Source organism: Pseudomonadaceae bacterium SI-3 (assembly GCA_004010935.1).
Classification (GTDB): Bacteria; Pseudomonadota; Gammaproteobacteria; order Pseudomonadales; family Pseudomonadaceae; genus Stutzerimonas.
On record CP026511.1, the window covers coordinates 507,029 to 528,828 of the forward strand.

General features: G+C 61.1%; 21 protein-coding genes. 13 read left to right on the top strand and 8 right to left on the bottom strand.

Going from position 1 to position 21,800, the window contains the following annotated elements; genetic code table 11:
- Positions 1-27 precede the first annotated feature (27 nt).
- From C1896_02415 to C1896_02425, 3 genes are all read right to left on the bottom strand, one after another.
- Complete coding sequence (locus C1896_02415) at positions 28-2,859, bottom strand: adenylate cyclase (GenBank protein AZZ43872.1); 2,832 nt, start codon at positions 2,857-2,859, stop codon at positions 28-30.
- 173 nt (positions 2,860-3,032) lie between these two features.
- Positions 3,033-3,278 (bottom strand): TIGR02647 family protein, encoded by a 246-nt coding sequence (locus tag C1896_02420; GenBank protein ID AZZ43873.1) that lies wholly within the window; start codon positions 3,276-3,278, stop codon positions 3,033-3,035.
- A gap of 78 nt (positions 3,279-3,356) precedes the next feature.
- On the bottom strand, positions 3,357-3,626 hold the full coding sequence (locus tag C1896_02425; protein ID AZZ43874.1) for a hypothetical protein: 270 nt from the start codon (positions 3,624-3,626) through the stop codon (positions 3,357-3,359).
- Positions 3,627-3,770: 144 nt separating this feature from the next.
- Between C1896_02425 and C1896_02430 the strand changes: the two genes are divergently transcribed.
- On the top strand, positions 3,771-4,736 hold the full coding sequence (locus C1896_02430) for a magnesium transporter (protein ID AZZ43875.1): 966 nt from the start codon (positions 3,771-3,773) through the stop codon (positions 4,734-4,736).
- Here C1896_02430 and C1896_02435 read toward each other — a convergent pair whose 3' ends face one another.
- The 4 genes from C1896_02435 to C1896_02450 form a co-directional block, all read right to left on the bottom strand.
- On the bottom strand, positions 4,737-5,264 hold the full coding sequence (locus C1896_02435; protein ID AZZ43876.1) for a hypothetical protein: 528 nt from the start codon (positions 5,262-5,264) through the stop codon (positions 4,737-4,739).
- A 71-nt stretch (positions 5,265-5,335) separates the two neighbouring features.
- Positions 5,336-5,818, bottom strand: coding sequence for a GNAT family N-acetyltransferase (locus C1896_02440; GenBank protein AZZ43877.1), 483 nt, complete (start codon positions 5,816-5,818; stop codon positions 5,336-5,338).
- A 57-nt stretch (positions 5,819-5,875) separates the two neighbouring features.
- Entirely contained in the window at positions 5,876-7,270 is a 1,395-nt protein-coding gene (gene argH, locus C1896_02445; GenBank protein AZZ43878.1) for an argininosuccinate lyase, read from the bottom strand.
- Between the two features lie 98 nt (positions 7,271-7,368).
- Positions 7,369-9,300, bottom strand: coding sequence for a methyl-accepting chemotaxis protein (locus C1896_02450; protein AZZ43879.1), 1,932 nt, complete (start codon positions 9,298-9,300; stop codon positions 7,369-7,371).
- Positions 9,301-9,569: 269 nt separating this feature from the next.
- Here C1896_02450 and C1896_02455 point away from each other — a divergent pair, with 269 nt between their 5' ends.
- The 9 genes from C1896_02455 (at position 9,570) to C1896_02495 (ending at position 18,002) form a co-directional block, all read left to right on the top strand.
- Positions 9,570-10,652 carry an alginate O-acetyltransferase gene (locus C1896_02455; GenBank protein AZZ43880.1) on the top strand — a complete coding sequence of 361 codons (1,083 nt, stop codon included), beginning with the start codon at positions 9,570-9,572 and terminating at the stop codon, positions 10,650-10,652.
- Entirely contained in the window at positions 10,649-11,395 is a 747-nt protein-coding gene (locus tag C1896_02460) for a DNA-binding response regulator (protein ID AZZ43881.1), read from the top strand. Before C1896_02455 ends, C1896_02460 begins: the two co-directional genes overlap by 4 nt.
- Before the next feature lie 135 nt (positions 11,396-11,530).
- On the top strand, positions 11,531-12,469 hold the full coding sequence (locus C1896_02465; protein AZZ43882.1) for a hydroxymethylbilane synthase: 939 nt from the start codon (positions 11,531-11,533) through the stop codon (positions 12,467-12,469).
- Positions 12,466-13,236 carry a uroporphyrinogen-III synthase gene (locus tag C1896_02470; GenBank protein AZZ43883.1) on the top strand — a complete coding sequence of 257 codons (771 nt, stop codon included), beginning with the start codon at positions 12,466-12,468 and terminating at the stop codon, positions 13,234-13,236. Before C1896_02465 ends, C1896_02470 begins: the two co-directional genes overlap by 4 nt.
- A 16-nt stretch (positions 13,237-13,252) precedes the next feature.
- Positions 13,253-14,530: a heme biosynthesis operon protein HemX gene (locus tag C1896_02475; GenBank protein ID AZZ43884.1), complete on the top strand. Its 1,278-nt coding sequence runs from the start codon at positions 13,253-13,255 to the stop codon at positions 14,528-14,530.
- The gene (locus C1896_02480) at positions 14,527-15,765 is read left to right on the top strand and encodes a heme biosynthesis protein HemY (protein AZZ43885.1); all 1,239 of its coding nucleotides are present in this window, start codon (positions 14,527-14,529) and stop codon (positions 15,763-15,765) included. The genes C1896_02475 and C1896_02480 overlap by 4 nt, the downstream gene beginning before the upstream one ends.
- A 128-nt stretch (positions 15,766-15,893) precedes the next feature.
- Positions 15,894-16,385, top strand: coding sequence for a disulfide bond formation protein B (locus C1896_02485; protein AZZ43886.1), 492 nt, complete (start codon positions 15,894-15,896; stop codon positions 16,383-16,385).
- Between the two features lie 251 nt (positions 16,386-16,636).
- Positions 16,637-17,101, top strand: coding sequence for an Rsd/AlgQ family anti-sigma factor (locus C1896_02490; GenBank protein ID AZZ43887.1), 465 nt, complete (start codon positions 16,637-16,639; stop codon positions 17,099-17,101).
- 115 nt (positions 17,102-17,216) lie between these two features.
- The gene (locus tag C1896_02495; GenBank protein AZZ43888.1) at positions 17,217-18,002 is read left to right on the top strand and encodes a transcriptional regulator; all 786 of its coding nucleotides are present in this window, start codon (positions 17,217-17,219) and stop codon (positions 18,000-18,002) included.
- Here the strand turns inward: C1896_02495 and C1896_02500 are convergent.
- Positions 17,975-18,454: a TIGR02444 family protein gene (locus C1896_02500; protein ID AZZ43889.1), complete on the bottom strand. Its 480-nt coding sequence runs from the start codon at positions 18,452-18,454 to the stop codon at positions 17,975-17,977. The genes C1896_02495 and C1896_02500 overlap by 28 nt on opposite strands.
- A 68-nt stretch (positions 18,455-18,522) precedes the next feature.
- Between C1896_02500 and C1896_02505 the strand changes: the two genes are divergently transcribed.
- From C1896_02505 to C1896_02515, 3 genes are read left to right on the top strand one after another with little or no spacing between them, the layout of a single operon-like run.
- Complete coding sequence (locus C1896_02505; protein ID AZZ43890.1) at positions 18,523-20,433, top strand: ABC transporter ATP-binding protein; 1,911 nt, start codon at positions 18,523-18,525, stop codon at positions 20,431-20,433.
- Positions 20,430-21,011, top strand: a complete 582-nt coding sequence (locus C1896_02510) for a mechanosensitive ion channel family protein (GenBank protein AZZ43891.1) — start codon at positions 20,430-20,432, stop codon at positions 21,009-21,011. Before C1896_02505 ends, C1896_02510 begins: the two co-directional genes overlap by 4 nt.
- Before the next feature lie 5 nt (positions 21,012-21,016).
- Positions 21,017-21,778 carry a hypothetical protein gene (locus C1896_02515; GenBank protein ID AZZ43892.1) on the top strand — a complete coding sequence of 254 codons (762 nt, stop codon included), beginning with the start codon at positions 21,017-21,019 and terminating at the stop codon, positions 21,776-21,778.
- The last annotated feature ends 22 nt before the right edge of the window (positions 21,779-21,800 follow it).

The following is a 21,800-nucleotide window of genomic DNA, read 5'->3' on the forward strand; positions in this document are numbered from 1 at the left end:
GCACGTCCGCTCTCGCACCGGGACGGATCAGAGCGACTTCAGCGCCTGGTTGAGCGCTGCCTCCAGGTGCGCTTTGTAGCGCAGGTGCTGAACAGTTTGGGCGCGGCCAGTGCCGTGCAGGCCGGACATGTCGAGGTCGGTTATATAACAGGGGTAGCGCTCGGCGCCGCGTCGCTGCGCAAGAATGAAATGCGCGACTGCGGCGAACAGCTCGGCGCCATATTCCAGGCTCGAAAACTCCTGATGGTTGCAGTACAGGGTCACCCGTGAGCGGCCTCGTTCGCTGTGTTCGACGATTGCCTGCACGTCATAGTAAGGATCGCCGATGTTTTCCCGTGGCGGCGGTCTCCGCTCGATGTTCACTGTCTCGCCCGCTGCCGGTGTCATGAGCCGGTAGAACAGGATGTCCATCGCTGCCAGCCGGCTCTCCTCGAATGGAAGCTGGGTGTTGCGCCGGTAACTCACCGACTGCAAAAACCGCAGCAGGGGTGTCAGCAGACTCTGCTCGTCTCGATAGGGCTGTTGCTGGCGCCAGAGCGCGTTGAATTCATCCAGAACGGTGATTTCCGCCAGGCTTCCCTTAACGCGATAGAAGACTTGCAGGCAGTGCGCCCTGGCTTGTCCAAGAATCAACGGCAGGTCGGTCCCTTCGAGCGCGTGTCGCTCCACGCGGATGGGCCGCACGCTGTGATGAGCCTCGCCGAGATGTTCCAGCAATGCGGGCATGTCGCTCAAGGTGGTGTGCCGGACATTCCCGCTCACCAGATCGAGCAGGTGGTAGTGCTGGCGGACCTGCAGCAGGTAGCGGCTCTCACCCGGCTCGTCGAGCAACGTTTGGGCGTCGGTAAAAACGGTGTTGATACGTCGCGCGAGTGCCATGCCGGCATTTCGGCTGAAGCAGCGTATTTGCAGATCGGGCCGCTCGCCACGAATCGGCAGCTCTTGAAGGAAGTCACGCAGGCAATCCGGCAAAGGGGAGGTGCCTTCATAGCGCGTCGCGATCAGCTCGCTCCAGCTGTTCAGTGTCAGTTGGTCGACGCTCAGCACCAGATTGTCTCGGGTAACGGCATGCCGCAGCGATTCGGTTAGCTCGTCGAACGATAGGGGTTGCTGTGGGTTCAGCGGGTCAAGACCGACGTTGACCAGCAGCAGGACCTTGACGGGGCTCGCCGCGACCAACAGCGCTTCGTCAGCTAGTGCCTGAGGCGGCATCGGGAATGCCAGGCGGATATCGGTCAACAGCGCGAACAGCTCGGCTTCCGTCAAGCCGCTGTCGCCGGGGTGCAGGGCGACATGCGTGGCCGTATCGATAATGCCGTTGCGATGGCACCAGGCTAAAAGTGGAACCAGCTCGCGGGAGCGCTTGAGCGGCGAAAAATTGCTGAGCTGTTGGGCATTCAGGTTGCCTTCGTAAAGCGCCCAGTAGACGTCGTCCGCGGCGTCATAGCCCTGCATGAGGGTCAGGCTGTGCTCTGCCAGGTCGGGCGCGATGCCCAGGTTGATGGCTTCAACCTTGCCCGCCTTGCGTTCGATCGCGGCATGCAGGCGCCTGCCAAGCACACCGAAATCCCGACCGTTGATGCTGCTGATGATCTGCAGGCGCCGCGCAAATTCACTGAGGAATCGGTAGCCGTAGGTCAGTTCGTTGACCAGTGCTCGGCGTTCCTCGACGACCCGCCGCACCTTCCACTGGCTCCGTGCGTCGAGTTGGGCAAACTGTCGATCATCCCATTTCCATTCCGCCACCAGGCGCTCAAGCAACCGCCTTTTCCAGCTTTTGTTTCGGCCGTTGAAGGGCTGGCTGAGGGGCTTGTTGACCTTCAGGTATAGACAACGCCGCAGCAGTGCGAGGCGTTCCTGATCGCCGCGGCTGTCGAGGTAGTGCTCGATTCTGCGGTAGGCGACTATGTAAGGATCGAGCTCGTCCAGATCGAGTCGATTGGCATACACAGCCTGCTTGAAGTCGAGGCTGAGGCAGCGCACCTGAGGATGCTCGCTGGCGTAGACCTCGATCAGCAGCAGCTTGAACAGCGACTTGTAGGGCGACTCAATGGCCTTGTACAGCTGCCACAAGCCGGCCCCGAGGTATTCGCCGGGCGGGATGCTGGCGAGACTGCCCAGATCCAACACCTCGTCGCTGCGCACGAAGCGTTTGTCCAGCAGGGTGCGCACGTAGTCGCGGTAGCGATGCTCTTCGTAATCAGGCACTAGCCACCAGAGTGGGGTGCGTCCGCCCAACCAGATCGCGGTGCGGTAAAACTCATCAAGCAGCAGATAGTGTTGAGTGGTGCCGCAATCATCGGAGGTCAGCTTGGCTTCGCGGGCGCCCTGAGTGAAGCGGACCGGATCGACCAGGAAGAAATGCGCCTCGCTGCCTTGAGTCGCGGCCCATCCCTGTAGCAGCTCACATTTGCGTTGCAGTTCGCTGAGTTGCTGCGCAGACAGATCCGGATCATGGCAAACCCAGACATCCAGGTCGCTTTGGTCGTCTTGCGCAACGGTGCCAAGACTTCCCATGAGAAACAGGCCGAGAATCGGCTGCGGCGGCTTACCGCGCAGTGGCTTGTAGGTGAACGAGCGGCTCAGGCGCTGAGCTTCAGCCAAAGTTTCGGCGTCGGGCTCGAACCCTGCCAGTCCGGCTGGTGTAGTGCTGGAAACGTAACCCGGCAGAATTGGATGGTTTACGTGGAAAAGTAGCGGCAACAGTGTGAGTACCGCCTGTTGGCGGGACGACATGACAAGCCGGGTGCGTTCCAGGCGCGCGGCATTCAATGAAAGAAAGCGAGCGCGAAGCGCAGCGAGCACCTTGCGATCGATTCCCTCTTCAAGGATTGGGCGGATTTCCTGGTGGCGCGTCATGTGGGGATTGGTTCAGGCAAACGATGTTGTCCGACATGTTGATCGAGGCGAAAGGCGAAAACTAGCACGGGTCAGCGAAGGCCGCAGCTGCAAGAAACGGGTGATAGCCGAGCGCCTGTGCGGTGGTCAAACCGGTAGATGGCGTGCTCGGCTAGGCTCTGGTCGCCTCAAGCTTAAGCCGGAACGGGCTCAGTGAGAATTGTTAGCAGCACTTGGGCGTGCTCAGCGGCGTCGCGTCCAAGGCTCGTCAGGTAGCCGCCGTCGGGTAGGGTTGTCAGACCTTTGCTATGCAGGCGCTGGGCGGCAGCGATCGCCGCGTCGCCGGCGTCGTGGTGGACTTTCAGGCCTTCGAGTGAGTTGTCGAGGTTGAACAGGCGAAGAATTTCCAGCTCGGCTACCACTTCTGGGGTGTAGGACATGTCTGCTCCTCGGGTGATGGGCGTTGGCCCTGTTTGCGGAAGTGTAGATGCTACGTGCGCGCCTGCCGCCGTCTAAGACTATTCGGCTAGGTCGGGTAGGTTGCGCAGCTGCGCTTCGTACCCTTCGATGTCGAACGGGCGGTCTTGCTCGAGCATCTGCCGGATCTCCCCGGCGAGCACGAGCGCCATCAGCTTGAGAATCTCGTCGCGCTCGTAGCCGACCAGTGTCAGTTTGTTCAGCGTAGCCTGGGCAGCGGCGGGTTCCCCGGCTTCAAGCTGGTTTTCGATTGCCTGGATCAGTGTTTCCTCGGCAAAGGTTTCATCATCATCGGACGTGGCATCGTTCATGTCGCAACTCTCGTCAGGGAAGTTCTCGATAGCGTGTTGAGGTGACTACCGGCAAGCTGGCATCAGGCGGAAAAGGCCGGCTGAACGCTTCGCTTGGGTCGGTTTCTACTCTTACTATGACTTATCGAGAACACGACTACAGCAATGATCATCTTTCACTGTCTTGAAAACGGCGCGCTGGTGCGGCGCGTTGCCGAAAATCTGCAGTCGCTCCCTGACAATATGCTGTGGGCCGATCTGCTGTCGCCTGATTCGCAGGAAGAGCGTTTTATCGAATCGTCGTTGGGGCTGGACATTCCGACCCGCGAAGAACTCGCCGAAATCGAAGACTCGTCGCGCTTCTACGATGAGGACGGCGCCATCTTCATGACCACAACGGTGGTGATGGGGATCGCCGATCGGCGGCCGGAAAATGCCCAAGTCACCTTTGTCCTGACCAAGCGTTGCCTGGTGACCGTTCGCTATACCGAGCTCAGTGCGTTCCGGCAGTTCGAGACGAAGAGTTCTCGGCAGCCGTCGACCTATTCCTCCAGTCATCAGATCTTTCTCGCCCTGGCGGACGCTGTGGTTGATCGCATTGCCGACGTGCTGGAAAGCGTTCAGGTCCAGCTTCAGACCTTGTCGAGGTGCATCTTCGACGTGCGAAAGGAGCAGCGCACGGACCTTCAGCAGATCATCCAGCAGCTTGGGCAGCACCGTTCGCTCCTGTCGCAGCTGGGTGAAAGCTTGTTCAGCTCAACCCGTCTGTTGGCGTTTTATCGCCTGCATGCTAACGAGCCCAGGCAGGGTGCCGCCAAGGGCCTGCTAAAGGCGCTGGAGCGTGACGTGCGTTCGCTTGGGGAGCATCAGGCGCGGCTGTTGGGTGATATCGCTTTTCTGCTCGACGCCACGCTGGGCCTGATCAATATCGAACAGAACGCCATCATCAAGGTGTTTTCCATTGCGGCGGTATTGTTCCTGCCGCCAACGCTGGTGGGCACGGTATATGGCATGAACTTCGAGAGCATGCCCGAGCTCAGTTGGTCGTTTGGCTATCCGATGGCCCTTGGGATGATGGTGATTTCAGCCATCATCCCCTACGCCTGGTTCAAGTTCCGCGACTGGCTTTGATCAGCCGAAGACATACAGAACGATGCAGAACGCGCCCAGTAGCGCCCATACGGCGCCAAAAATGATGGGCGTGCGCAGCGAGAACAGCAGTGTACGTTTGTAGCGCTTCCCGCCCGGCGGGCTATTGCCTTCACCGAACAGAGCGGAATCGTGGTTGGGCAGCAGGCCAACATTGCCTTCGGTCTGCAGCAGCTCGGCCTGCTTGCGATGCCAGCGCTCGATCACGTCGAAGCTCGCGCGAATGCCGGGGATTGCGTGCAGCGAAGTGAGCAGCCCAAGCAGCGCCAGGACGCTCGGCACCACCAGCCTGAACAGGCTGCCCCAGTCGGGATTAGTGTTGGCCATGGACGAGGCGAAGGCGATCATCAGAAACGACTGCGAAGACAGATAGCCGCTGGTGCGGCTGGCCAGCAGCGTCGACTCGAAGTGAATTTCCGAGCGATAGAAGTTCAGGCGCTCCTTAGGTGAGTCGAATACTTCGGCACCTTGGGTGTCCTGATTGAGCAGCAACGTTTTGAGGTCGGGCATAAGGGGGAGCAGTCTCGGGCGTCAAGGCGTTTGGCGCCATCCGACCGGTCGAGTTCCCGCTCGTGTCAATCTCAGGCCTGCTCCGCCAACGCCTGTAGCGCTTCACCGGTCAGGCGATAGGTCGTCCATTCATCCTGGGGGCGTGCACCCAGTGATTCGTAAAACTGGATGGCCGGTTCGTTCCAGTCCAACACCGACCACTCGAAGCGCCCACAGCCACGCGACACTGCCAAGCGCGCCAGATATTGGAGCAGCGCCTTGCCTGCACCGGTGCCCCGGGCCTCGGGTGTGACGTAAAGATCTTCGAGATAAAGGCCATTGCGGCCAAGCCATGTCGAGTAATTGAAGAAATACACCGCATAGCCGATCGGCTGGCCGTCGCGCTCGCAGATCAGCGCGCTGGCGCTGGCATCTTCGGCGAACAGGCTGGACTCGATGCCTGCGACATCGGTTTTCACTTCATGCTCGGCGCGCTCATAGATTGCCAGCTCGGTGATAAAGCGCAGGATCAGCGCGGCGTCATCGCGGCTGGCGGGGCGAATGTTCAACGACATGAAAACTCTCCGGTCTGACAGGCACGAGCCGCCTCGCGCCTGCCCAGGTGACTTGGCTCAGCGAGTGACCAGCAATTCACGGCCGCGCTGAACGGCTGCGCGAACCTGCCTGGGTGCCGTACCGCCGATGTGATCGCGGGCATTCACCGACCCTTCCAGGGTCAGCACGGCGAAGACGTCCTCACCGATCTGGTCGCTGAATTGGCGCAGCTCGGCGAGGCTCATTTCAGCCAGGTCCTTGCCACTCTCCAGTCCGTACTTCACCGCATGGCCAACGATCTCGTGGCAATCACGGAAGGGCAGGCCCTTGCGCACCAGGTAGTCGGCCAGATCGGTTGCTGTGGAGAAACCACGCAGCGCGGCTTCACGCATGATGTCGCGCTTGGGTTTGATCGCCGGGACCATATCGGCAAAGGCGCGCAGCGAGTCGCGCAGGGTGTCGGCGGCGTCGAACAGCGGCTCCTTGTCTTCCTGGTTGTCCTTGTTGTACGCGAGTGGCTGGCCTTTCATCAGCACCAGCAGCCCAGCGAGCGCGCCGAACACACGTCCGGTCTTGCCACGTACCAGTTCCGGTACGTCCGGGTTCTTCTTCTGCGGCATGATCGAGCTGCCGGTGCAGAAGCGGTCAGGCAGGTCGATGAACTGGAACTGCGCGCTGGTCCAGAGCACCAGCTCTTCGGAGAAGCGCGACAGGTGCATCATCGCCACTGAGGCGGCGGCGCAGAATTCGATGGCGAAGTCGCGATCCGAGACGCCGTCCAGCGAGTTACCGGAGATGGCCTCGAAACCCAGCAGTTCGCAGGTGATCTCGCGCTGAATCGGGTAAGTCGTGCCGGCCAGCGCGGCCGAGCCTAGCGGCATGCGATTGGTGCGCTTGCGGCAGTCGACCAGGCGCTCGTAGTCGCGCGATAACATCTCGAACCAGGCCAACAGGTGATGGCCGAAGGTCACCGGCTGCGCGGTCTGCAGGTGCGTGAAGCCGGGCATGATGGTGTCCGCTTCTGCTTCGGCCAGGCCTAGCAGGCCCTCTTGCAGTCGTGTGATTTCGCCGAGGATCAGGTCGATTTCATCGCGCAGCCACAGACGGATGTCGGTCGCGACCTGATCGTTGCGCGAACGCCCTGTGTGCAGTTTTTTGCCGGTCACGCCGATGCGATCGGTCAGGCGTGCTTCGATGTTCATGTGCACGTCTTCCAGGTCGACGCGCCAGTCGAATTTTCCGGCCTCGATCTCGCCCTGAATGTCTTTCAGATTGGCGATGATCTGGTCGCGCTCATCGGCGTTCAGCACGCCCGCCTTTTCCAGCATCGTCGCGTGGGCGATCGAACCCATGATGTCGTGGCGGTAGAGGCGCTTGTCGAACTCGACGGAGGCGGTGAATCGGGCGACGAAGGCGTCGACGGGCTCGCTGAAACGGCCGCCCCAGGACTGGTTGGTCTTGTCGGTGCTCATGTATGCGCTCGCTGAATCGGATGGGCAAATTGGAGGGCCCGAATAATAACAGGGTTACGCGCGGCTTCCGTGCTGGCGCTCCGCAGCGAGCGGCTTTATCAGGCCTTGAACTGGCCGAGACTGGCTTCGAGCCTCTGCGCAAGCACGCCCAGTTCCTTACCACTGGCCGCGGTTGCAGTCACCGCGTCGGCGGATCGTTCGGCTTCGGTCAAGATGACTTCGACCCGCTGGCGCACGGCCGTTGCGGTGCTGGCTTGGTGTTCTGCGCCTTTGGTTGCCTCCCTTACGACCTGGTGCACTTGCTCGACGGCAGTCTGCAAGGCGCGCTGTAGCTCGCGGCTGCTCCCCAGGGAAGCCGCGCCGCTTTCGGCTTGCTTGCCCGCCGTGTTGATCGCCAAGACGGCATCACGTGCACCCCGTTGTAGGCTTTCGATATGCGCCTGGATATCGCCGGTCGACTGCTGAGTCTTGCTGGCGAGCGCTCGCACTTCATCGGCCACCACCGCGAATCCACGACCACTCTCGCCGGCGCGAGCGGCTTCGATGGCAGCGTTCAGCGCAAGCAGATTCGTTTGCTCGGCGATGCCCTTAATTACGGTCAGTACCACCTCGATCTGTTCGCTCTGCTTGGCCAGTTTTTCGATCACCGAGGCGCTTGTCTGTACGCCACTGCCAAGCGCTTCGATCGTACGGCCCACCTGCTCGGAAATCGCCTCGTTATCTACCGCGGACTTGCGAATCGAGGCAACCTGATCAAGTGCAGTCTGCATGGCGCGGCTTTCATTCTGCGCGTGCTGGGTCATGTCGGCCAACGCCTGCAGGCTTCGGGCGACCTCGTCACGTTGGCGCTCGGCCGCGGCTGCAGCGGAGCGGCTCCGGTTGCCCAGTGTGTCGATTTCCGCCCCGGTCTGTACGGCGATAGCGCGTGCTTCTTGGACGATCGGCTGGAGCTTGGCCAGGAACAGATTGACCGCGTCAGCCATCTCGCCCACCTCGTCTGCGCTGTGAATCTTCACGCGCTGGGTGAGATCGCCGTGGCCGGCCGAAAGGTCGCGCAGCGCGGTGCTGAGCAGGCCCAGCCGGCGCAGTACCTGGCGTCCGAGCACCAGCGTGACGGCGAGCAGGAGCAGTGTTCCGATGACAGCAAGGCCAACGCTGATTTTCCAAAGCAGCGCCGAAGCGGAGCGCTCCACTGCCTTCTGGCTATTGGACTCGATGCTTTGTGCCACTTCCGTCGCCGCGGCCAGGCCTGACGCCATGATTTTTGCGCTGTCGCTGGCGGTGGTTGCGAGACCGGCTTCCACCAGCTTCGCTCCGCTGGCGACCAGTGTCTGGAATCGGCTGTCGAACGCCGCCAGCTCCGTGCTCACCGCTGAGGTGGAGAAGCCGAGGATCACCTGGCCGATATCCGCCCCCTTGGGGTTGATTGATGTCTTGGCGAGATAGAGCGTTGGGTCGCTCTTGGCCGCGGACAGTACCTTGTCGAACGCGGTGCGTCCGGTGCCCTTGCCCAGCAGTGCTTTGACTCGGGGGTCCTGGCGGTTCAAGTGGCGGGTGAGCTGGTTGCCATTGGCATCGAAATAAACGACGAAGACGACCGCCGGGTTGCGGTGAGCCATTCTGACGAACTCGGTCAGCGCCGGTACGTCGTTGTCCCAGATCGCAGCTGGCGCGACGCCAGCGAGCAGCGTGGCGAGGTCGTCGCCGGACTGCTTGAGGTGACGCTCAAGCACGTCTTTCAGCTGATTCTGCTCTTCGGTCAATCGCTGTGTCAGTCCCTGGGACAGATCGCTGGTCATGCGTTCGGCCAGGTTGGTAAGCCCGCCCCTGACTTCGGCATCGGCCGAGCGCAGCGCTTGCAGCAGGCGCGCCGAATCTTCGCCCAGGCTTTGCTCGATGTCTTGTTCGAGCCCGTCGATGGTGCCCCGGGTCAATGCGAGAGCAACCAGTACTTGCACCAGAACGGCGCCGCACAGCGTCAGGAATACCGGGCGTAGCAAGCGGCTACGCAGAGAGGAAAACAGCAGCACGGTTCAAACTCCTGGGGCAGCGGTAACAATTGGCGGGTCGATAATGGGATGCAAGCATTGCGCCACCATGCGCCAAAACGAATTGCTCGTAGAACACCTTGTATCGGCCGATACAGCCGCATTCATGACTGCCGAAGCGTGGAACTGGCGACCGTTCGTCATCATTGCAACGTTCCGAGTCGATAGACTCGGCTCCCACTTCGCAACGGCAGTGGCCGCCTTGCCGGGCTCGCCTTGCTTTGCGCTCCTGCGGCGCGGAAACTCAATTCATGCGAACAAATAAACTCGATCGAACGCGGCCGGCGGCCCCTGTCGATGACTTCTTCGTGCCTGAACTCTGCCAGCCCGACGCGCTGCTCGGCCTGGTGCTGCTCGCCGAGTTGCTGGTGCTCGTGCTGGTGCTCGCCGAGCCGATGCAACCAGGTTTCAACTGGATGCGCCTGGCGCTGGCGTCATTGTTCGTGCAGTGGGTGATGTTGCTGTCGGCCGGTTTGACTTGTCAGCTGCGACCGCTGCTGGCGCGATTGCCGGCTTGGCTGGCAGGGCTTGCTTGCTGTGCGATGGTGGTCGGGCTGACGCTGGCGTGCACGGCGGTTGCCGATATCTATCAGCTTGGCGGTCCGCTGACGCGCGTCGGCGAGGTGAATCTGTATCTGCGCCATGCATTGATCAGCCTGATCATGTCTGGCCTGCTGCTGCGCTATTTCTATCTGCAGAGCCAATGGCGGCGGCAGGAGCAGGCCGAGCTTCGTGCTCGCATCGAGTCATTGCAGGCGCGCATTCGACCGCATTTTCTGTTCAACAGCCTGAACAGCATCGCGAGCCTGTTGGTCACCGATCCAGCCAAGGCCGAGCAAGCGGTGCTCGACCTGTCCGATCTGTTCCGTGCCAGCCTGGCGCGCCCCGGCACCCTGGTGCCTTGGCGCGAAGAGCTGGAATTGTCACGCCGATACCTTTCAATCGAGCAGTACCGGCTCGGCGAACGGCTGAAAGTTGAATGGCAGGTCGATACCGTACCGGATGATTTGCCGATACCCCAGCTGACCCTGCAGCCGCTTCTGGAGAATGCGCTTATCCATGGAATCCAGCCAAGAATCGAGGGCGGGGTGGTCAGCGTGGCGGCGTACTATGCTGATGGCGTGTTCCATTTGCAGGTGAGTAACCCCTTTGATGAGACGGCTCCAAAGCTGCCATCTAGAGGGACTCAGCAAGCGCTGCTCAATATAGACGCACGACTAACGGCACTTTTCGGTCCCGCGGCGAGTCTCAGCGTGGAGCGGCGTAATGCCCGTTACTACACCTGTCTACGCTATCCGTGTGCGACACAAAAGCAGGAAGCCAGAACTGTATGAATGTGCTGATTGTCGATGACGAACCTCTAGCCCGCGAGCGCCTCAGCCGACTGGTAGGTGACCTTGACGGCTATCGTGTCCTGGAACCTTCCGCCTCCAATGGCGAAGAGGCGCTGTCCCTGATCGAGGAACTGCGTCCCGATGTTGTGTTGCTGGATATCCGTATGCCGGGGCTTGATGGCCTCCAGGTTGCAGCCAAGCTGTGCGAGCGCGACGCTCCCCCTGCGGTGATCTTCTGCACCGCCCACGACGAGTTTGCGCTGGACGCCTTCCAGGTGAGCGCGGTCGGTTACCTGGTCAAGCCGGTACGGCCCGAACACCTCGCCGAAGCATTGAAGAAAGCCGAGCGGCCCAATCGTGTGCAACTCGCGGCGCTGACGCGTCCTGCGGCGGTGAGCGGCACCGGCCCGCGCACCCATATCAGCGCACGGACCCGCAAGGGCATTGAACTGATCCCATTGCCTCAGGTGATCTATTTCATCGCTGACCACAAATACGTCACCCTGCGCCATGAGGGCGGCGAGGTTCTGCTAGATGAGCCGTTGAAGGCGCTCGAAGATGAGTTCGGCGAGCGTTTCGTCCGCATTCACCGCAATGCGCTGGTCTATCGCGACCGTATCGAGCGATTGCAGCGCACCCCCCTTGGACATTTTCAGCTGTTCCTCAAGGGGCTTGAGGGCGAGCCGCTTACCGTAAGCCGCCGCCATGTCGCCGGTGTGCGCAAGCTGATGCAAAACCTCTGATTCGGGCCTGGCGCTAAGGACCGGCGCCCCGTTCCAGCTCAACCGTCCCCGGACGGCTTTCCTTGATCCCCGCCAACCCGATCGCTGTTCCTGGCCTGTTATCATCGCCGGCAGTTCATCTGTCTGGAATTGTTCATGTCCCGCGAAATTCGCATCGCCACCCGCAAGAGTGCCCTGGCCCTGTGGCAGGCCGAATACGTCAAGGCGCGCCTGGAAGCCGCTCATCCGCATGTGACGGTGAGTCTGGTGCCGATGGTCAGTCGGGGCGACAAGCTGCTCGATTCGCCGCTGGCAAAGATCGGCGGCAAGGGGCTTTTCGTCAAAGAGCTGGAAACAGCCCTGATGGAGAACGAAGCGGACATCGCCGTGCACTCCATGAAGGACGTGCCCATGGAATTCCCCGAGGGGCTCGGCCTGTATTGCATCTGTGAGCGTGAAGACCCGCGCGATGCGTTCGTCTCCAATCACTATGAGAATTTTGATGCGCTACCTGCCGGCGCGGTCGTAGGCACCTCCAGTCTCCGGCGCCAGGCGCAGCTGCTGGCGCGTCGCCCCGATCTGAAAATCCAGTTCCTGCGCGGTAACGTGAACACTCGCCTGGCCAAGCTCGACGCAGGCGAGTACGACGCAATCATCCTGGCGGCGGCCGGCCTGATCCGCCTGGGTTTTGGCGACCGCATCCGCACCAGCATCAGTGTCGAGGACAGCCTGCCTGCCGGCGGGCAGGGCGCCGTCGGGATCGAGTGCCGGACCGGCGATACCGAGCTGCATCAGCTGCTTCAATGCATGAACGATCCCCATACCGCCATCCGCGTGAGCGCCGAGCGGGCCCTGAACCGCCACCTCAATGGAGGCTGTCAGGTGCCGATCGCCTGTTATGCCGTACTCGAAGGCGATCAGCTGTGGTTGCGTGGGCTCGTCGGCCAGCCCGATGGTGCCTTGCTCCTACGCGCTGAAGGCCGTGCGCCCAATGCCGAAGCCGAAGCGCTCGGTGTGCGCATCGCAGAAGAATTGTTGCAGCAAGGCGCTGGCAAGATCCTTCAGGATATTTATGGTGAGGCCGGCAAGGCGTGAACGGCTGGCGTCTCTTGCTGACGCGGCCCGCAGAAGAATGCGCCGCCCTGGCGGCCATCTTGGCGGGTCAGGGCATCCACAGTGCCAGCCTGCCCCTGCTCGCTATCGAGGCACTCGACGAAACGCCCGAACAGCGCGAGGTCATGCTGGAGCTGGATCGTTATGCTGCCGTGGTGGTAGTGAGCAAACCGGCGGCCCGGTTGGGCCTGGAGCGGCTCGGTCGTTATTGGAAAGTTCCCCCAGTTGGGCCAGTTTGGTTCAGCGTGGGCGCAGCGACTGGCGCCATTCTTGAAGAATACGGCCTGGATGTGTCCTGGCCCGCCAGTGGCGACGATAGCGAAGCGCTGCTGGCGCTGCCGCGACTGGCCGAGGCGCTAGACGTGGCAGCTCCGAAAGCGCTCATCCTGCGCGGGGAGGGGGGGCGTGAACATCTTGCCGATACGCTTCGCTGCCGTGGCGTTCAGGTCGACAGCCTCGAGCTGTACCGGAGATACCTGCCTGAGTACCCGTGCGACAGGTTGATCGAACTGGTTCGTTCGGAACGGCTGAATGCCATGGTGGTCAGCAGTGGGCAGGGTTTGCAGTCGTTACGCGAGTTGGCAGGATTCGATTGGTCAACGCTGCGTGAACTACCCTTGTTCGTACCCAGCCCTCGTGTGGCCGAGATGGCCGAGGCGTTGGGCGCCAAAAGAATCGTGGACTGCCGTGGTGCTGGAACCGCGGCTTTGCTGGCGGCGCTACGGGACAATCCCGGGCCCGCTTCCTGATGCAAAGGATGGAAACGTGAGCGAAGTAGACTCCGACAAGGCACCGCAGCAACCGAAGGGCAACGACTCTGTCGCCGCTCAAAATCCTGTGAAGAAAGAGCCGCAGAAGGATTCGAAAGAGGCGCCCAAGGCGCCACCACCGAAAACGCCGGCCGGTTCCTCCGCCGATGCGCGTGGCAGCGGCAAAGGATTGGCCGGTCTGGCCCTGCTGGTCGGCTTGGCGGGTCTGGCAGCAGGGGGCTACAGCGTCTGGCAGACTCAGCAGCTGGCCGATCAGGAGCAGCAACAGCAACAATCGGCACAGGCTACGAGCGAACAAACCCGCCAGTTGGGCGAGCGCAGCGAGCAACTGGCCAGCCGCCTCGGCAAGCTCGAGCAACTGCCATCGGCCGACCAGCTTGAGGATCGTCGCCGTTTGCTGACAGAGCTGCAAAGCGATCAGCAGCGCCTGGCGGGGCGTGTCGAGCAAGTTCTTGGGGCCAGTCGTGAGCAATGGCGACTCGCTGAAGCCGAGCATCTGTTGCGCATGGCGATGTTGCGCCTATCGGCCATGCAAGACGTGAACAGCGCCGAATCGCTGCTCGCCGAGGCGGATCTGATCTTGCGTAAACAGGATGATCCGGGGGCATACGCCGCTCGACAGCAGTTGCTCGAAGGGCTTGAAGCGTTGCGCAGTCTGCCGGAGCTGGACCGGACCGGGTTGTTTCTCCAGCTTGGTGCGTTGCGCGGTCAGGCCAATCAGCTCAACGGCCTGGCTCCTGAATTCGAAGAGGGGCAAGGGGCCGCAGGTGGCCAGGCTGATAGCGGCTGGCAGCGTTGGCTAAATGAGCTGACACGTTATGTCCGTATCGATTTCGACGCTGGTAATAGCGTCAAGCCGCTGCTTGCCGGTCAGAGTCTGGCGCAGGTGCGGTTGGCGTTGTCGCTGGCCATCGAGCAGGCGCAGTGGGCCGTGCTCAATGGCAACGAAAAGGTCTACCAGCAATCGTTGGATCAGGCGGGGCAGCTGATCAAGGATCACTTCAGCGAGGAAAACGGTCAGAGCCGAGGCCTGCGCGACCGTATCGAAGAACTGAAAAAGCGCCAAGTGTCGGTCAGCCTCCCCGACCTCTCACCGGCGCTCCGCGCATTGCAGACCTATGTGCAGAAACGTGAATCGTCCGAAAGCGCTGGGTCGCCTGCTGACAGCGGCCCAGCACAGCCCACGGATAAGACGGCCCCGGAATCTGACCAGCCGGCAGCCGATGAGCCAGCGTCCGATGAGCCGTCAGCGGAAGAGGGGCAGCGCGCATGAAGCGATTCGCCTTTGTCCTGATCCTGCTTATCGCGATTGTCGGGTTCCTCGGCTGGGCCATTGCACAGGATCCGGGCTATGTCCTGATCAGCTATGACCGCTTCCGCTACGAGTCGAGCTTCTGGATCTTTCTTGGTCTGATCGCGTGCCTCTGGTTGTTGGCAATGGTGGTGCACTGGGTGCTCGGCTTGTTGCACACGTCCGGCGCACTGGTCAATCCGTGGTCGCGTCGTCACCGTGAGCGTCGTGTCAGCAAGGCATCACGCAGCGGTTTACGCGAGTTGGCCGAAGGACAGTGGACTCAAGCCTTGGGTCATTTGCGCTCCGCTGCCGAGCACGACCACCAGCCGTTGGTGCATTACCTTGGTGCTGCACGTGCCGCCAATGAACTGGGCGAGCACGAGCAAAGCGACGAGCTGCTCCGCAAGGCAAGGGAGCGCGAGCCCGAGTCAGGCCTTGCGGTTGGCCTGACCCAGGCTCAGCTGCAAATTGCGAGGGGCCAATATGGCGAGGCGCGGGCATCACTCAACGCGCTGCACAGTGACCATCCCCGTCATCCCTACGTGTTGACCTTGTTGCAGCAGCTGTACGTTCAGCTCGAAGACTGGTCGGCTTTGTGCAGTTTGCTACCCGAGCTGCGCAAGCACCGCGTATTGCCACCGGCTCGCCTGAGTGAGCTTGAATTGCTGGCCTGGACAGCGGCGATTGAGCAAAGCGGTCAAGCCCCGACAGCCAGTAATGACGACGCGTTGCAGGCCCTCAATCAGAAGTGGCAAACCGTACCGTCGGGGTTGCGCAGTGAGTCGCTGCTGGTGCGAGCCTACGCTGACGGGCTGTCCCGCTTGGGGGCGGATGCTAAAGCCGAAGAGGTGCTCTACGCAGCGCTCAAGCGACAGTACGATGATCGCCTGGTCGAGCGCTACGGCCGCGTCCGCGGTCAGGACCCTGCACGTCAGCTGGCGAATGCTGAAGGCTGGCTCAAGGCTAATCCGGAGAATGCCGAGCTGCTGCTTGCGCTTGGCCGGCTGAGCATGCGCAACGCGCTTTGGGGCAAGGCACGCGACTATCTCGAGGCCAGCCTGCGCTTCGAACACCGTCCGGAAACCTGCGCCGAGCTGGCCCGATTGCTGGCCCAGCTAGGGGACAACGAGCGCAGCAACCGGCTGTTCCAAGAAGGGTTGGGGCTCCTTGATCAATCCAGCGCCAACCGGATACAAACCACCAGCAGCAGTTAGCGGTTGGCAGTCGGCGCGGCGCCCGGATAGTGACGCCCGTCCCGCGCCGCCGCGGCGATTCGCGTATGGCTTGCAGCTCGCCGCCTGCCGCACTACCGTAGCGAACTTTTCCTGTCTGCGGAGTCGCCATGAACCTGGCCAGCCCACGTTCGCTGTTTCTTCTGGCCTTCATCGGCTGCGCGTTGATGATGGTCGCTGCCCTGTATCTCGAGCACGTTGTCGGGCTGGTTCCCTGCCCGCTGTGCATCGTTCAGCGTATTTGCGTTATCGGCTTCGGTCTGGTTTGTCTGGTCGCTGCGCTGCATGGCCCACGCAAGACCGGTCGCCGTGTTTACTCGGTCATGGCACTGCTGTTCGCGGTTGCTGGAGGGGGCACGGCGATACGCCAGATATGGCTGCAGAACATGCCTGCCGATCAGCTGCCGAGCTGCCTGCCCAGTCTCGAATACATGATGGATGCGTTGCCGTTCCAGGAAATTGCCCGCTTGGTGCTTCACGGTACGGCTGAGTGCGCCGAAGTTACCTGGACACTGCTCGGAATGAGTATTCCGGAGTGGACGTTGCTCGCATTCATTGCAATGGCCCTGTTCTGTTTCTGGCAGTTGCTGCGCCGCGACTAGGCTTTTTGTCGAGGCGGGGCGAATGATCGCCCCGCCTGATGGTCAATGAGCAGGGCGAAGCGGTCACGCTAGTGATGCCAGTTGAATTTCATCCTTGCTGCTTGATGCTTCGTTCCGCGCAGCTTAGTCTGCCCTGGCGGCGTCGGTTTTCTGCCAATTTCGCTGTCACTCACCCAAGGCCGATATCCCAAGACAAAAAACCGTCTCGGAAGGCGCAACAGGCATCATCGATTAGGGAAAGTGAGGTCATCATGCTCGAGAGCTGTCGGAACGCCCAGGAACGCTGGGGAGGTGTGCACCTGCTGATCGACCGCTGGCTGCAGGAACGCCACGCATTGATCAACGCATTCGAAGGGCTGCATGGGGGGGCCGAAGCGGCTACTCGCCCGGCCTTGCAAAAATTCTGCGAAATCTTGCTCGACTATGTGTCGGCTGGTCATTTCGAGATCTACGAGCAACTGCTCAACGAAGCAGAAGCCTTTGGTGACAAGCGGGGGCTGGATCTGGCACGTCAGATTTATCCTCGTATCGAGGCGATTACCCAGGTTGCGGTTGCTTTCAATGACCGGTGCGACAACGGCGACTGTCTCGAAAGCCCTGGTCTTCCAGAAGAGCTGAAGCGTCTGGGCCAGTTGCTGCACGAGCGCTTCGAACTTGAAGACTGCCTGATCGAAGTGCTGCACACCGCGCATAAAGAGCCTGCTGCTACCGCCTGACCGATGCCGGTCAGCTGCGAGCGAAGGATCGCTTGTAGCACGCTTCGCTGATCAGTTGGCGGATCGCTGCGGCCCGTCTAGTATGGCTGCACCAATCCCGCCAGGAGGCGCTTTCATGCCAGCAAAGAAAAACGCGGTCACTACCCCGCTGCACTTGCTTCAGCAGCTATCGAAAAGTCTGGTCGTGCATCTGGAAAAAGCCTGCACTGATGCACAGAAGGAAGCAGAGATCCTCTTGGCCAAGCTTGAAAAGCAGCGTGGCAAGACGCAGGAAAAACTGATCAAAGCGCGCGCCAAGCTCGACGAGGCCGGCAATGCTGGCAAGTCGAAGGCCCAAAGCAAGGCTCGGTCCAAACTGGCCGAACTGGATGACATGCTTGCCTTGCTACAGTCACGGCAGAACGAGACCTTGAGTTACCTGGCTGACCTCAAGCGCGACGCCGAGCAGAGCTTGAACTTGGCGCAAGGTGTCGCTCAGGTTGAAAAGGCTGCGGCGCAAGCACTGGCATCGCGCAGCGAGGCCACGCCGTCACGTTCGGCTTCAGCGCAACGCAAGGCTGCGCCTGCGTCAACCAAGTCAGCTCCTGCCAAGCAATCTTCCAGCAGCTCGACCCCGGCGGCGAGCAAGCCAGCCACAGCCCGCGCCCGAACAGCAGCCTCAAAAGTTGCGGATAGCAAGTCCGCCACGGCTAATGCGCCCAGCGGCTTGGGCGCAGCCGACAGTGGCGCTCCGAAACGTCCCGCTCGGCCTGCCACTAGCCGCGCGAAGCCAAAACCCGCTTCCACTAAGTCATCCAGCGCTGCCAAGCCCGCTGCAACGCGCAAGCCTGCTGCCACACGCAAGCCCGCAGCAACCAAGGCCGGCAGTGCGGATCAGTCCGCTCCGCCGGCATCCAGCTGAGAAGCTGCACGGCGCAGCACGGTCAGCAATGCATCGGGGTCGCCGTTGATCCCCGTGCATAGCTGGTTCAGCCAGTTGTTAGATCCGTCCTCCCGCAACCAATGCTGCGTTGCCTGCTGAAGGCGCTCGAACTGAGTTCGTTCGGCGTCTAGCTCCAGCGTTTTGACTCGCTGGCGCAAGCTGGCGAGCTCGGTGTCGATGGCTGCCTGCTCACGCCACGCCTGACGCAGATTTCGCAGGGGCAATACCACTGCGCTCTGCCAGTCCTTGCTGAGCTGTTTCAGTTCTTCCAATCGCTGCGCGTTTTGTTGGATGCCCCGAATTTCCAACCAGACGCAGGCGAGCAGCAAGCAGACGTCCATCCCTAGCGCTTGCAACTCAAGACACGCCTTTTCCACGCCGGGCTCTGCGTAACAGGCGAGGGCAAAATTCCAGAGTTCGTCGTTGTTCATCTGTAATTGGTTTTTTTCATGAGCAGCCGGATGGATTTCCGGGCGACCTGATAAACTCCGCCGCCATTATGATCCGACTTCAGAACCTGACTCTACAGCGCGGCCCGCAGCGTTTGCTGGAAGGCGCCGAGCTGACCCTTCATCCTGGCCATAAGGTCGGGCTGGTTGGCGCCAATGGCGCCGGTAAGTCCAGCCTGTTCGCCTTGCTGCGCGGCGAATTCACCCCCGACGAGGGCGACTGCCAGCTGCCGCCCGACTGGCGCATTGCACACATGCGCCAGGAGGTCGATACGCTCGATCGGTTGGCGGTCGATTACGTGCTGGACGGCGATACCGAGCTGCGCCGCATTCAGGGTGCGTTGATCGAGGCTGAAGCAGCCTCTGACGGTGGGGCGCTGGCTCGCTTGCATACCGAGCTCGATAACGCCGACGGCTATACCGCTGACGCACGGGCACGCAAGTTGTTGGCCGGCCTGGGTTTTGCCAATGAGCAAATGGACCTGCCGGTAAGCAGCTTCTCGGGAGGTTGGCGGATGCGTCTGAATTTGGCGCAGGCGCTGATGTGTCCGTCTGATCTGTTGCTGCTCGACGAGCCCACCAACCACCTCGATCTGGATGCCATTCTCTGGCTGGAAGCCTGGCTTAAGAGCTATCCAGGCACACTGATGCTGATTTCCCATGATCGCGACTTCCTCGACGAGGTGGTCGGTCATGTGGTGCACGTCGAGCAGCGCAAGCTGACGCTCTATCGCGGGGGCTACTCGGCCTTTGAACGGGCCCGGGCCGAGCGCCTGGCGCAGCAGCAGCAGGCGTTCGAGAAGCAACAGGCACAGCGCGAGCACATGGAGGACTTTATTCGGCGCTTCAAGGCCAAGGCGAGCAAAGCGCGACAGGCGCAGAGCCGGATCAAGGCCCTGGAAAAGCTTGAGGAGTTGGCCCCGGCGCATATCGATTCGCCGTTCGACTTCGTTTTTCGCGAGGCGGATAAGGTCTCCAGCCCGCTGCTGGATCTGGAGCAGGGGAGTCTTGGCTACGGCGACAAGGTGGTGCTAGAAAAGGTCAAGCTGCAGTTGGTCCCGGGAGCCCGCATCGGTTTGCTTGGCCCCAACGGAGCGGGGAAATCCACGCTGATCAAGACGCTGGCCAACGAGCTGCAGCCCTTGGGTGGACGCCTGCAGCGCGGCGAGAACCTTGTCATCGGCTATTTCGCCCAGCATCAGCTAGACGCTCTGGACGCTAAGGCCAGCCCGCTGTTGCATCTGCAGCGTATCGCCCCTGGCGAACGGGAGCAGGTACTGCGTGATTTTCTCGGTGGTTTCGATTTCCGCGGCAATCGCTGCGATGAGCCGGTCCTTAATTTCTCCGGCGGTGAAAAGGCCAGGCTCGCGCTAGCGCTGATCGCCTGGGGCAAACCCAATCTGTTGCTGCTCGACGAGCCGACCAACCACCTCGATCTCGAGATGCGGCTGGCGTTGACGCTGGCCTTGCAGGACTTCGAGGGGGCCGTGCTCGTCGTGTCCCACGACCGGCACTTGCTGAAAAGCACGACCGATGAATTCCTGCTGGTTGCAGAAGGCCGGGTCGTGGAGTTCGAAGGTGACCTTGAGGACTACGCTCGCTGGCTGGTCGACTACCGCTCCCGCCAGCAGCCGCTGAGCCCAGTGGAGCCCACGGGTGAAAAAACTGATAAACGCGCCGCCCGCCAGGCTGCGGCTACCCTGCGTCAGCAATTGGCTCCGTTGAAACGGCAAGCCGAAAAGCTCGAAAAGTCTTTGGCTGATATTCACGAAAAGCTCGCGCCGCTAGAGGCGCGTCTCGCTGATCCGGATGTATACGAGTCGGCCCGCAAGGATGAGCTGCGCGAGCTGCTGGCCAAGCAGGCTGAACTGAAGGTGCGCGAAGGCGAACTGGAAGAGGCTTGGCTGGAGGCGCTCGAAGCGCTCGAAGTTCTACAAAGCCAACTTGAGGCGAGCCTGTGAGCGAGCGGTGGCTGATTTTTTCACAAAGATGGAGTGATCAGTTGCTGCTCGGATTGCAGATACTGTTGATTCTGTTGGTCGCCTATACTCTTCAGCGGCTGGTCGTACGTGGGCTTTCACGGCTCGGCAGTCGCTATCCGCTTCCGCCTGAACTGCTTTTGCCGCTGCGTGGCGGGATTCGCTGGTTCATTATTGGCGGTGCGCTGATCATGGTGCTGGAGCGCGTCGGAGTGTCGGCCACCGTCATTTGGACCGCCTTCTCCGGGTTCGTGGCAGTCGCAGCCGTGGCCTTCTTTGCGATCTGGAGCGTGCTCTCCAACCTGCTCTGCGCTGTGCTCATCATGACCGTTGGCCCGTTTCGGTTGGGCGACATGGTGGAACTGGTGGAGAGTTTCGACAAGCCCATCGTCAAGGGCCGAGTCATCGATATAAACCTGCTTTACACCACGCTGGAAGAGTCAGCCGATAGCGGAACCGGTGCGATCGTTCAGGTTCCTAACAGTCTGTTCTTCCAGAAGGTGTTGCGCCGCTGGCGTGGCACCGAGATCCAGCCCCCTCATCACAACGCACACGAGTAGCACGCATGGAATGGCTTAGTAGCCCCGAAATCTGGGTCGCCTTTTTGACCCTGACCGCCCTGGAAATTGTCCTGGGTATCGACAACATCATCTTCATTTCCATCCTCGTTGGGCGCTTGCCAAAGGAGCAGCAACCCAAGGCGCGTTTCTTCGGCCTCGCCTTGGCAATGGGCACGCGGATTCTCTTGTTGCTATCGATCGCCTGGGTCATGCGCCTGACCAATGACTTGTTTACCGTATTCGAGCACGGTGTGTCCGGGCGTGACCTGATCCTGTTTTTCGGCGGCCTGTTCCTGCTGTTCAAGAGCACCATGGAAATCTGGCATAGCGTTGAAGGCGAAGAAGAGTCGGAAGGCTCCGCCGGAGGTGCGGTCAAAGCAGGCTTCGTCGGCATCATCCTGCAGATCGCGGTGATCGATATCGTCTTCTCACTGGACTCGGTGATCACCGCAGTGGGCCTGGTGGACAACGTGCAGGTGATGATTGCCGCAATCGTGATTGCCGTCGGGGTAATGATGCTCGCTGCTGGCACCATCAGCGACTTCATCGAGAAACATCCGACGCTGAAAATCCTCGCGCTGTCGTTCCTGATCGTAGTCGGCACCCTGCTGGTGGCCGAAGCCTTCGGCGCGCATGTGCCCAAGGGCTACGTGTACTTCGCCATGGTGTTCTCGCTAGGGGTCGAGGCGATCAACATTCGTATGCGCAAAGCGATGAATCGAAAGCTGAAGGCGCCGGTCAAGCTCGGCAAAGACATACCGGACTAAGGGCTGCGCTGAAAGCTGCGCC

What these genes read in the sequence shown, in the direction of transcription:
- C1896_02415 (AZZ43872.1), bottom strand. Translation starts at nt 2,859, where the DNA reads ATGACGCGCCACCAGGAAATCCGCCCAATCCTTGAAGAGGGAATCGAT.
- C1896_02420 (AZZ43873.1), bottom strand. Translation starts at nt 3,278, where the DNA reads ATGTCCTACACCCCAGAAGTGGTAGCCGAGCTGGAAATTCTTCGCCTG.
- C1896_02425 (AZZ43874.1), bottom strand. Translation starts at nt 3,626, where the DNA reads ATGAACGATGCCACGTCCGATGATGATGAAACCTTTGCCGAGGAAACA.
- C1896_02430 (AZZ43875.1), top strand. Translation starts at nt 3,771, where the DNA reads ATGATCATCTTTCACTGTCTTGAAAACGGCGCGCTGGTGCGGCGCGTT.
- C1896_02435 (AZZ43876.1), bottom strand. Translation starts at nt 5,264, where the DNA reads ATGCCCGACCTCAAAACGTTGCTGCTCAATCAGGACACCCAAGGTGCC.
- C1896_02440 (AZZ43877.1), bottom strand. Translation starts at nt 5,818, where the DNA reads ATGTCGTTGAACATTCGCCCCGCCAGCCGCGATGACGCCGCGCTGATC.
- argH (AZZ43878.1), bottom strand. Translation starts at nt 7,270, where the DNA reads ATGAGCACCGACAAGACCAACCAGTCCTGGGGCGGCCGTTTCAGCGAG.
- C1896_02455 (AZZ43880.1), top strand. Translation starts at nt 9,570, where the DNA reads ATGCGAACAAATAAACTCGATCGAACGCGGCCGGCGGCCCCTGTCGAT.
- C1896_02460 (AZZ43881.1), top strand. Translation starts at nt 10,649, where the DNA reads ATGAATGTGCTGATTGTCGATGACGAACCTCTAGCCCGCGAGCGCCTC.
- C1896_02465 (AZZ43882.1), top strand. Translation starts at nt 11,531, where the DNA reads ATGTCCCGCGAAATTCGCATCGCCACCCGCAAGAGTGCCCTGGCCCTG.
- C1896_02480 (AZZ43885.1), top strand. Translation starts at nt 14,527, where the DNA reads ATGAAGCGATTCGCCTTTGTCCTGATCCTGCTTATCGCGATTGTCGGG.
- C1896_02485 (AZZ43886.1), top strand. Translation starts at nt 15,894, where the DNA reads ATGAACCTGGCCAGCCCACGTTCGCTGTTTCTTCTGGCCTTCATCGGC.
- C1896_02490 (AZZ43887.1), top strand. Translation starts at nt 16,637, where the DNA reads ATGCTCGAGAGCTGTCGGAACGCCCAGGAACGCTGGGGAGGTGTGCAC.
- C1896_02495 (AZZ43888.1), top strand. Translation starts at nt 17,217, where the DNA reads ATGCCAGCAAAGAAAAACGCGGTCACTACCCCGCTGCACTTGCTTCAG.
- C1896_02500 (AZZ43889.1), bottom strand. Translation starts at nt 18,454, where the DNA reads ATGAACAACGACGAACTCTGGAATTTTGCCCTCGCCTGTTACGCAGAG.
- C1896_02505 (AZZ43890.1), top strand. Translation starts at nt 18,523, where the DNA reads ATGATCCGACTTCAGAACCTGACTCTACAGCGCGGCCCGCAGCGTTTG.
- C1896_02515 (AZZ43892.1), top strand. Translation starts at nt 21,017, where the DNA reads ATGGAATGGCTTAGTAGCCCCGAAATCTGGGTCGCCTTTTTGACCCTG.